Raw genomic sequence first — 10,297 nt, 5'->3', positions numbered from 1 at the left:
CATGAACATTCTTGCGCTTGGGCATAAGCGTCTAGCTGTAGGAATCACCTCCGTTTAAGGGAGGTGAGGATGTCAATCATCAAATGAGGCTTGATTTAAGTACTTTTCATGAGAATCTAAAAAATTTAAAAATCATTAAAAAGGCATAAAAAAACGCCCGAATCATCGAACGTTTTTTTAAGACTCTAAAAATTAAGCCTGATTGGTAAAGTAATCTTCAGAGAAGTTCATAATCACGTCTGAACCTGATTTCACTTTGGCAATACGCAGTGCAAGTTCAGGCAGGATGCGCTGAGTGAAATATAGTGCGAGTGCAAGTTTGTTTTGGTAGAACTCGCCATCTTTGTCCTTCGCTGCATTGGCAATGCGTGCAAACATATAAGAGAAGCTCAGTAGGCCTACAGCATGCAGGTAATCGACCGCTGCGGAGTTTGAGAATTCTGCATTTTCACGCGCAGCCTCTAGGACATATTGTGTCACCGACTCAATTTCTGCAGCAGCATCCAAAGTTGCATCTTTAATGAAGTTTAAGTCAGCGTCCAAATCATTGGCGAAGTCGCGAATTTCTTGGATGTATTCCGCAATAAATTCACCGTTGCACTTAATGGTTTTACGACCAATCAAGTCTTGAGACTGAACGCCATTGGTGCCTTCGTAAATTTGCGCAATACGCAAGTCACGGACACATTGTTCCATACCCCATTCACGAATAAAGCCGTGACCACCAAAGACCATTTGTGCATCTAAGGTTGCTTGGAATGCCGTATCGGTTAAATAAGCTTTGGCAACAGGGGTTAACAAAGCAACACGGCTGTTGGCTGCTTTGACTGCTTCTGGATCTGTTGAGAACTTGGTAATGTCGAGCTGTTGACCCACGTATACCGCAAATGCGCGCGATGCTTCGTTGTTCGCACGTGCATTGAGCAGCATGCGGCGTACATCGCCATGCACCAAAATGCTGTCCGCAGGTTTGTTTGGTGATTGAACGCCAGAAGCGCTGCGACCTTGTAAACGGTCTGTCGCATATTGTGCCGCATTTTGGTACGCAAATTCAGATGCACCAATACCTTGAATACCCATAGAGAGGCGTTCGTAGTTCATCATCACGAACATCGCAGCCAGACCTTCGTTTTCTTTACCCACAAGGTAACCATTGGCACCGTCAAAGTTCATCACGCAAGTTGCAGATGCTTTAATGCCCATCTTGTGTTCAATTGAACCTGGACCCGCATGATTACGTTCACCTAAAGAGCCATCAGCATTGACCAAAAATTTCGGTACGATAAAGAGTGAAATACCACGTGAACCCGCGGGCGCATCCGGTGTTTTCGCCAAAACTAAGTGAATGATATTTTCCACTAAGTCATGGTCACCGCCAGTAATGAAGATTTTAGTACCAGTAATATTATATGTACCATCTTCATTCGGTTCAGCTTTAGTTTTAATAATACCAAGGTCTGTACCTGCATGCGGTTCAGTTAAGCACATGGTGCCTGACCATTCACCTGAGTAGATTTTTGGCAAGTAGGTTTCTTTTTGCTCTTGTGATGCATAGCTGTTCAGCGCCATACCTGCACCAACAGAAAGTAGTGGGTAGAGCAAGAAGGAAGGGTTGGTCGCGAATAACATTTCGTCAGAAAGAACAGTCAGCATTTTCGGCATGTTCTGACCGCCCCATTCTTCGTCTGCACCTAGACCAATCCAGCCGCCTTCGGCATATTGTTTAAATGCTTCTTTAAAACCAACAGGAGATTTAACATTACCATTACTAAAAGACGCGCCTTCTTCATCACCCGTACGGTTTAAAGGGTGAGCCACGTTTTGTGCAAATTTTGCCATTTCTTCAAGAATAGCTTCAGCAGTTGCTGCATCAACGTGCGCAAGATTTTCATTGTTTTGCCAGAATTGTTCTGCTTTAAATACATCATTTAAGATGAATTTCATATCTGCGAGCGGCGCGTTATAAATTGGCATAGTGTCACCTGTTTGTTTTTAAATTCAATTCAGTCGAGTTGAGTCTAATACTTGAAATATTAAGTTATTAGACGACTAAAGGGGAATGTTTGCATCTTTTATAAAGAAAAAGGACTGCCAATGCTATGACCGTCCTTTCTCTATTTCTGTACTCATGAGTACAGTTTTTTAAAAATCATCAGATTGTCACATTAGAATGCAAAGTGTTCTGCATCTAGTGTCATCAATGGATCTACACCACCAGCGATTACGTCTACGTGTGAACGAACGCGTGGCAAGATTTTCTTGAAGTAGAAACGGGCAGTGGTCACTTTGGCGTTGTAGAAGTCAACGTCAGTTGTACCCGCAGCCAAAGTTTCTTGTGCTACAAGTGCCATACGCGCCCATAGGTAAGCAAGCGTCACATAGCCAGAGAAGTACAGGTAATCCACCGCAGCAGCACCCACTTCTTCAGGGTTTTGCATCGCTTTCATACCAATCTGCATGGTTAAATCGCCCCATTCTTTGTTCAGCGCAGCAAGCGGCTCAACAAATTCTTTCATTGCTGTATTGTCTTTGTTGGCTTCAACAAATTTGTGGATAATTTTGGTGAAATCTTTCAACATTGCACCTTGCGTACCCAAAACTTTACGGCCTAACAAGTCAATTGCTTGAATTTCAGTGGTCCCTTCGTACAAGCAAGAGATACGTGTATCACGTACGATTTGCTCCATACCATGTTCAGAAATGAAGCCGTGACCACCAAATACTTGAACGCCATGTTTCGCAGATTCAGAACCGGTTTCAGTTAAGAATGCTTTTGCAATTGGGGTTAATAACGACAGGATGTTGTCCGAAGCCTTACGTTCTTCTTCAGTTGCACCTTGCTCAACTACATCTGCGTAGAGAGACAATAAGTAAACCAATGCACGACCACCTTCAGCAAATGCTTTTTGTGTTAACAGCATGTTGCGTACAGCAGGGTGAACGATAATTGGATCAGCTTCTTTTTCAGGGGCTTTAGGACCTGAAAGTGAACGCATTGCTAAACGGTCTTTGGCATAGGCAAGTGCACCTTGGAACGAACCTTCAGATGCTGAAAGACCTTGAATAGCCGTACCGATACGTGCTGTGTTCATGAAGGTGAACATGCAGTTTAGACCACGGTTTTCAGGGCCAATCAAGAAGCCTTTGGCGTTGTCAAAGTTGATGACGCAAGTTGCGTTACCATGGATCCCCATTTTATGTTCGATCGAACCACAACGTACGGCATTGCGCTCGCCGATTGAACCATCAGCATTGACATTGAATTTAGGTACAATGAATAACGAGATGCCTTTGGTGCCTTTTGGTGCGCCAGGAAGACGAGCAAGTACGATGTGGATAATGTTATCTGCCATGTCGTGTTCACCAGCAGAGATAAAGATTTTCTCGCCAGAAATTGCATAGCTACCATCCGCTTGTGGTTCAGCTTTAGAGCGGATAATACCCAAGTCAGAACCCGCATGAGATTCTGTTAAGCACATGGTTCCTGTCCATTCACCTGAAACCAGTTTAGGCAGATAAGTGTCTTTTTGTTCTTGTGAACCGTGGTGTTCCAAAGTACGTACTGCACCGTGAGACAGACCAGGGTACATCCCCCAAGCCCAGTTTGAAGTGCCGACCATTTCAGAGATCACGTTGCCTAGAGACACCGGCAATGCTTGACCGCCGTATTGTTCTTCAGCAGAAAGTGACGGGAAGCCAAGTTCGATATATTTTTGGTACGCTTCTTTAAAACCAGTTGGTGTCGTTACGACACCGTCGTTCCAAGTACAACCTTCGCGGTCGCCGACTTGGTTTAGAGGAGAAAGTTCATTTTCACAGAAGTCTGCAGCAGCTTCTAGATATTGGTCAACCAACTCACGACTTACGCTGTCAGAAAATGCAGGAAGTTTTGAATAATGTTCTTCTGCGTTTAAAAGCTCATGCAGAACGAATTGCATATCACGTAAAGGCGCTTTGTATTGTGGCATATCGTTTTCCTCAATACTGGTTTTTACCAGCGTTAATAATTCTAAATAAATATTGGAACGTATCGTCAATGACACGTGTCTGAATGGTTCTAATCGTGCAACATCTTCTTATTGGGTACAAGCATTTCAGGGGGATTTCTTGGTGACTGCAAAGTCAAAGAATTATTGTTTTAAAATGCTAAGTGTATTGAGTGTAAACACTTTTAGCCTATTTTGAATGACACAAATAGTCAAAAAGCGTAAAAAGATATGTCCAATAAAAAAGACACTTCAGAGAGTGCCTTTTTTACTGCAATTAAATTGTAAACATGGTTTTATTTATTTTGTCGCGACTGGGGCAGGGGGATTGGGCTGGAAACGAACGGTACATTTACCATTAATTTGCTGTTCACCAACTTTGAATGCAATGGCCGTACCATCAGCTTTACCTTGACAGGCTTTGGCAATGGCTTGTTGCTTGGCTTGGCGCTCAGCCAGACGTTGGTCAAATTGTTTGGTCAATTCTGCACGCTTTGCATCTGTCAGTGGTTCACCACGATGCATTCTAGCATGCATTGGACGGTGTTCGCCGCGCATTGGTTTGTGTTCAGCACGTGCGTCTTTCATGGCTTTTCGATCGACTTTAAAGGCCATGGTGCATGTACCATCAATGGTTTTATCGCCTGCTTTGACTTGCGCAGCGCTACCCACCGCTTTGCCGTCACAGGCCTGACGCATTTGTTGCATAACTTGCTGACGTTCTGCGCGCATTTTCTGCATTTGTTCGCGCTGTTCAGGTGTCATTTTGTGTGCATGATGGCCATGATGTTGTTTCATCATGTGACCATGCTCGACATCTTTGGGGGCAGTCGTGGACTGACAAGCCGTTAATACACCCATACTCAATACGCTTGCACCGATGAAAGCCATTTTTGTCATATGATTCATTGTCTATACCCCACCCAACAGATTTTTATTTGATGGTTAAAGATTAAATAATAAAGATGAAGAAACAATGGAGAGTTTTTTGCCTGAGTGTTCGCTACAATAATGAATATAGAAGAAAAATGAGTGTGTTCTTTTGAAAATACGTCGTGTCCCCATCGCCTTACGCCTGTTTTTGACGGTGTTGTTGACGACGCTCGTCATTACAACCGTGAGTCTGGGGGTCTTGCATTGGAATATGCAGCGTAATTTCACCAAGTACGTTGCCGATGTCGAGATGCAAAAGCTAGATCATGTGATTGAAAACTTAGCGGGAGTTTATGCGGTCTATCATGATTGGGGCAATGCGATTCAAGCACAGATTTTACAGATTGAAGGACATGCTGCACCAGATGATTATGACCGTCTTTCGCGTTGGTGGTTACGTCGTCAATATGATATTGCTTTGCAGCAACGTTATTTTCAGGATCATAGCTTGGTTAATGCACCAAGCATGTTGCAAAATCCGCAACAAACTACAGAAGAAAAGACAGAGGAGTTAAATTGGTTAGAGAAAAATTTACCCTCAGAATTTCAGCCTTTTGAAGGCTTGAAGTTTCCACTGAGTGCTGATCAAAATGTGTTCCGTCCGAAGGATAAAAGCACTGAAAATCAAGCAGAACAATCGCCACAAATTCAATCGAAAGATGGCAAAAAACAATTTATTTCGATGCCTGACCGTTTAGGCCTAAGTTCACGTTTATCTTTATATGATGCTCACCGTCAGTTTGTGGTGGGTGAACCTGCGGAAGAGCAACTTTCGTATCGTCCGATTATGGTGAATAATCAGGTGGTGGGTTATTTGGGTTTGAAGCCAGTCCTAGAGCAAGATGATGCTTTAAGTATCAATTTCTTTAGTAAACAAACCCGTTATTTGCTGCTCGTATATGTCTTGACCTTTATTGCTAGTTTGATTGCAGCATTATTATTGGCGACCTATTTTAAAAAACCGATTCAACGTTTATTACAGGGAACACGTGAGTTGACCCAAGGCAATTATCAATATCAGATTACGGTGAATCGTAATGATGAGCTGGGTGACTTATCTAATGAGTTAAACCAATTGGCAGTGATTTTGGATCAACATGAAACCTCACGCCGTCAATGGGTGGCTGATACTTCACATGAATTAAAAACCCCGTTGGCTGTTTTACAGGCGCAAATTGAAGCCATGCAGGATGGCATTCGCAAACCAACGCCTGAACATTTTGCGTCGATGCTGAATCAGGTAAGTAGTTTGAAAAAGCTGACCAAAGATTTAGCTGATTTAGCTCAAGCCGATGCGCAGCAATTAAACTGCTATTTCACCACGGTAAATCCGTGGGATGTGGTGCTGCAAGAAGTGGAAAGCTTTAAGCCGAAATTTGAGCAAGCGCAATTGAACATTACTGCGACAGGTGACGGTGCATCATTACAATTAGATATAGATCGTTTTAAACAGATTATGGTCAACTTATTGGGCAATAGTATTCGTTATACCGAAGCCGGTGGTGAGGTGCATGTGCATACGACACAGGACGACACACAGTGGATCGTCTATGTCGATGACAGTCCATATGGCTTGACTGATGAGCAGTTGGCACGTTTAGGTGAACGTTTCTACCGGGTGGATGATTCACGTACACGCGCAACTGGTGGTACAGGATTAGGATTGGCATTGTCCGTAAAAATGGCGAAAGCGATGGGTGGAGCGTTGAGCTTTGAACACTCTCCATTGGGCGGTTTGCGTTGCAAATTGACCTTCCCAAAACAGATGAAACAATAAAAGGAAGCATGCATGAAACATATCATGTTGGTTGAAGATGAAGTGGAACTGGCACAACTGGTGCGTGATTATCTAGAAGCTGCTGGCTTTGAAGTCAGCATGTTTCATGATGGGCAAGAAGCCTATGACAGTTTCACCCAACGAAAACCGAGTCTGATGATTTTGGACTTGATGGTGCCGCGTATGGATGGCTTAACCATTTGCCGTAAAGTCCGTGAACAGTCAGATCTTCCCATTATTATGGTGACTGCGCGTACCGAAGAAATTGATCGCGTATTGGGCCTAAATATGGGCGCAGATGACTATGTCTGTAAGCCATTTAGCCCGAAAGAATTGGTTGCACGCGTACAAGCGGTTTTACGTCGTTTGGAACGAAAAGCAGAGCCAGAAGAGAATGATTTATTCCGTATGGATAAAGCACAGCAGCGCATTTGGTATCAACAGAAAGCCTTAAGTTTGACCCCAACCGAGTTTCGCTTGCTGGAGCTGTTTTTAGAGCATGTTGGACAAGTGTATTCACGTGCACAATTGCTCGATCATATCAACCCAGACAGTTTTGAAGTGGCGGATCGGGTGATTGACAGCCATATTAAAAACTTACGCCGTAAAATTTCGGATGCAGCGGAAACTGGCAACCGTCATGAGTGGATTCAGGCGGTATATGGTGTCGGCTACCGTTTTGAATATCCTGAAGAATAAGAAATATTCGATGAAATGGATGAAAGCGGATCGGTGTGAACTGATCCGCTTTTTTTATTGCCGCTGAAGCTGAGGAATTTTAAATGAAAATGAAGATAAGAAATGAGCGCTTGGATGATATTTTAGCGATTGAAGCCGTCACTCAAGCTGCATTTTTAAATGCCGCACATAGCAGTCATACCGAGCATTTTATTGTCAATCAACTGCGCAAAGATCATCAATTAACACTTTCGTTGGTTGCTGAGGAACAGCAGGAAATCATAGGGCATGTTGCTGTTTCACCGGTTCGTTTGTCGAGTGGCGAGGTGGGTTGGTATGGTTTAGGCCCGATTTCGGTGTTACCGAGCAAGCAAGGTTTAGGCATTGGTACACAGTTGATGCAAGCGGCATTGCAGGCTTTAAAAAATATCGGTGCTACAGGCTGCGTTTTATTGGGTGATCCCCATTATTATGCGCGTTTTGGCTTTCAAGTTTTTCCAGACCTGAACTTAGCCGATGTGCCGAAAGAATATTTTCAGGCCATCACCTTTGCCGACAGCATTCCGAAAGGCGATGTTCAATATTCAGCGGCCTTTAATGCGACCCAATAGTCGAAGATGGTTGAATGTTTTTAGAATAATCAGCTCAAAAGCTCAATTATTTTGAGGCCAAATTTTCCTCATTATTCCTTGATTAAACACAAAATAAAAGACATGTATGAATGAAAAGATAGACGGATGCAGGCGAACGGGCTAGGTTCGAAGGCATGAAGTCTTTACAATTCTCCATGTTATACATGAAGAGAGTTTGTTTTGAACAGCGAAACGCCCCAACTGCAGCGACGTTTAAAGAACCGCCATATCCAATTAATCGCCATGGGCGGTGCGATTGGAACAGGATTATTTTTAGGTTCAGCGCATATTATTGAGTCGGCTGGGCCTTCGATTATTTTTGGTTATCTGATCGGCGGTATCATTGCGTTTTTAATCATGCGCCAACTGGGTGAAATGATTGTACAAGAACCGGTAACGGGGTCATTCAGCCATTTTGCCTTTAAATACTGGGGCAAGTTTTCCGGCTTTTTAACTGGCTGGAATTACTGGATTTTATATATTCTGGTGGTGATGACCGAGCTGACAGCGATTGGTAAATACGTGAATTACTGGTGGCCGCATGTTCCGGCCTGGGTGTCGGTTTTGGTATTCTTTGCTGTGATTACCTTGGCCAATTTAGCCAATGTCAAACTGTATGCCGAATCTGAATTTTGGCTGTCGATGATTAAAGTCTTGGCCATTGTCGCAATGATTATTTTTGGGGCGTATTTGCTGTTGACGGCAGAGGCAGGTTCATCAGTATCGATCAGCAATTTATGGGTGCATGGCGGTTTCTTTCCGCATGGCTTTGAAGGCCTATTTTATATGCTGGCCTTTATGATGTTTGCCTTTGGTGGCATTGAGCTGATTAGCATGGCAGCGGCAGAAACGGAAGATCCAGATAAAAATATTCCGAAAGCCGTGAATCAAACCGTGATCCGTGTATTCCTGTTTTATATCTGTTCTTTGGCGGTGTTGCTGTCTTTGGTGCCGTGGAATCAGCTACAATTGGGCGGTTTGGATCATAGTCCATTCGTGATGATTTTTAAGCAGATTGGCATTGATTGGGCCGCGCATTTGCTGAACTTTATTATTTTGACGGCGTCTGTGTCTGTCTGCAACAGCGGGATGTATGCCAATAGCCGGATGCTTTTGGGTCTGGCTGAGCAGGGCAATGCACCAAAAGTGTTTAAACAGGTGAATGAGCACGGGACACCGATTGCGGCGGTTTTATTTTCTGCCTTGCTGATTTTTGGCTGTGTGCTGCTGAATTATTTCCTGCCTGAAAAAGCCTTGAGTTATCTGATTTATATTGTAGTCAGTGCCGCAGTATTGAACTGGATTTTGATTAGCCTGATTCATTTGAAGTTTCGACAGGCCATGAAACAGCAGGGCATTCAGACCAAGTTTCCGGCGTTATTTGCACCATTTACCAATTATTTGGTTTTGGCTTTCATGCTGATGATTTTATACATCATGTGGATGCAAGGCTTTAAGTTGTCGGTGATGATGCAGCCTGTATGGATCTTACTGTTGTTTGTGCTGTTTAAAATCATGCAGGCGAGAAAGGCTTAGTTTTTATTTTAAAAGGACTCAAAAATGAGTCCTTTTAACGGTGTAATAAAAGCTGCTGACTGGATGGTTTAGACCGCATCTTTACATCCGATCTTAGAAAAATGGCCTATTTGTTCCAACCGAATTTTTTAAAAATAGCCAGACCTTGCTTGGATTTTAAGAAGGTGATGAAACTTTGGGCTTCGGGATTCTTTAAGCTATGTTGTGTCAATGCAACACCTGTATCACGGTAAATCACCAGTTGAGGTTCGATCGGAATGATTTGACCAATATTGGGATTACTGATTCCCCAAATATTAAAGACTAACCAAGCATCATAATCATTATTTTCCTGCCAGTTCTTTTTGGCAACCCCAGTATTGGGCGCATACATCGCAATATTTTTTCGAAACGCCTTCGTTAACTCAATATTCCCCGTTCTGCCGGCAATATCCTCCCACATCCCGACTTGACCTGCGCCATGTGTGACCAAAACTTTGGTATTTGGCTTCGCCAAATCTTTAAAACCTTTAATCTTTTTGGGATTTCCCTTTCTGACTATAGCTGATTACTTAACTCTTCAGTACACCAAAGACCTTAAAGAATAAAATTTTACAGGTATTTTTACGTGCTGATATTTTTAGAATTTAGCTATAAAATTGCGGCAGGACGCAAATAAAGCGGCTCAACCGAATTTTTGTTGACATCCTCACCTCCCTTAAACGGAGGTGATTCCTACAGCTAGACGCTTATGCCCAAGCGCAAGAATGTTCATG

The 10,297-nt window shown here is 43.2% G+C and carries 7 protein-coding genes and 1 pseudogene; 4 read left to right on the top strand and 4 right to left on the bottom strand.

Annotated elements, in window-relative coordinates; all coding sequences use genetic code 11:
- Nucleotides 1-192: 192 nt before the first annotated feature.
- From ACN6OV_RS05495 to ACN6OV_RS05485, 3 genes are all read right to left on the bottom strand, one after another.
- On the bottom strand, nucleotides 193-1,974 hold the full coding sequence (locus ACN6OV_RS05495; protein ID WP_427950506.1) for an acyl-CoA dehydrogenase C-terminal domain-containing protein: 1,782 nt from the start codon (nucleotides 1,972-1,974) through the stop codon (nucleotides 193-195).
- 191 nt (nucleotides 1,975-2,165) lie between these two features.
- Nucleotides 2,166-3,968, bottom strand: coding sequence for an acyl-CoA dehydrogenase C-terminal domain-containing protein (locus tag ACN6OV_RS05490; protein ID WP_427950503.1), 1,803 nt, complete (start codon nucleotides 3,966-3,968; stop codon nucleotides 2,166-2,168).
- A 318-nt stretch (nucleotides 3,969-4,286) separates the two neighbouring features.
- Nucleotides 4,287-4,895, bottom strand: a complete 609-nt coding sequence (locus ACN6OV_RS05485; RefSeq protein WP_427950500.1) for a hypothetical protein — start codon at nucleotides 4,893-4,895, stop codon at nucleotides 4,287-4,289.
- 133 nt (nucleotides 4,896-5,028) lie between these two features.
- Between ACN6OV_RS05485 and baeS the strand changes: the two genes are divergently transcribed.
- The 4 genes from baeS to ACN6OV_RS05465 all read left to right on the top strand — a co-directional run bounded on the left by baeS (nucleotide 5,029) and on the right by ACN6OV_RS05465 (nucleotide 9,542).
- Nucleotides 5,029-6,696: a sensor histidine kinase efflux regulator BaeS gene (gene baeS, locus ACN6OV_RS05480; protein ID WP_427950498.1), complete on the top strand. Its 1,668-nt coding sequence runs from the start codon at nucleotides 5,029-5,031 to the stop codon at nucleotides 6,694-6,696.
- A 12-nt stretch (nucleotides 6,697-6,708) separates the two neighbouring features.
- Entirely contained in the window at nucleotides 6,709-7,395 is a 687-nt protein-coding gene (locus ACN6OV_RS05475) for a response regulator (RefSeq protein ID WP_427950495.1), read from the top strand.
- Between the two features lie 83 nt (nucleotides 7,396-7,478).
- The gene (locus ACN6OV_RS05470; protein WP_427950492.1) at nucleotides 7,479-7,985 is read left to right on the top strand and encodes a GNAT family N-acetyltransferase; all 507 of its coding nucleotides are present in this window, start codon (nucleotides 7,479-7,481) and stop codon (nucleotides 7,983-7,985) included.
- Nucleotides 7,986-8,186: 201 nt separating this feature from the next.
- Nucleotides 8,187-9,542, top strand: a complete 1,356-nt coding sequence (locus ACN6OV_RS05465) for an amino acid permease (protein ID WP_427950490.1) — start codon at nucleotides 8,187-8,189, stop codon at nucleotides 9,540-9,542.
- Nucleotides 9,543-9,648: 106 nt separating this feature from the next.
- Here ACN6OV_RS05465 and ACN6OV_RS05460 read toward each other — a convergent pair.
- Nucleotides 9,649-10,083: pseudogene (locus ACN6OV_RS05460) on the bottom strand (substrate-binding domain-containing protein); the annotation flags it as partial.
- Between the last annotated feature and the right edge of the window lie 214 nt (nucleotides 10,084-10,297).

It is taken from the genome of Acinetobacter sp., from assembly GCF_050285345.1.
Lineage (GTDB): Bacteria > Pseudomonadota > Gammaproteobacteria > Pseudomonadales > Moraxellaceae > Acinetobacter.
This window is presented reverse-complemented; position numbering and strand designations above follow the sequence as displayed.

Excerpts from the sequence above, each read along its gene's own strand:
- ACN6OV_RS05470 (WP_427950492.1), top strand. The coding sequence starts at position 7,479 with ATGAAAATGAAGATAAGAAATGAGCGCTTGGATGATATTTTAGCGATT.
- ACN6OV_RS05485 (WP_427950500.1), bottom strand. The coding sequence starts at position 4,895 with ATGAATCATATGACAAAAATGGCTTTCATCGGTGCAAGCGTATTGAGT.
- ACN6OV_RS05475 (WP_427950495.1), top strand. The coding sequence starts at position 6,709 with ATGAAACATATCATGTTGGTTGAAGATGAAGTGGAACTGGCACAACTG.
- ACN6OV_RS05495 (WP_427950506.1), bottom strand. The coding sequence starts at position 1,974 with ATGCCAATTTATAACGCGCCGCTCGCAGATATGAAATTCATCTTAAAT.
- ACN6OV_RS05490 (WP_427950503.1), bottom strand. The coding sequence starts at position 3,968 with ATGCCACAATACAAAGCGCCTTTACGTGATATGCAATTCGTTCTGCAT.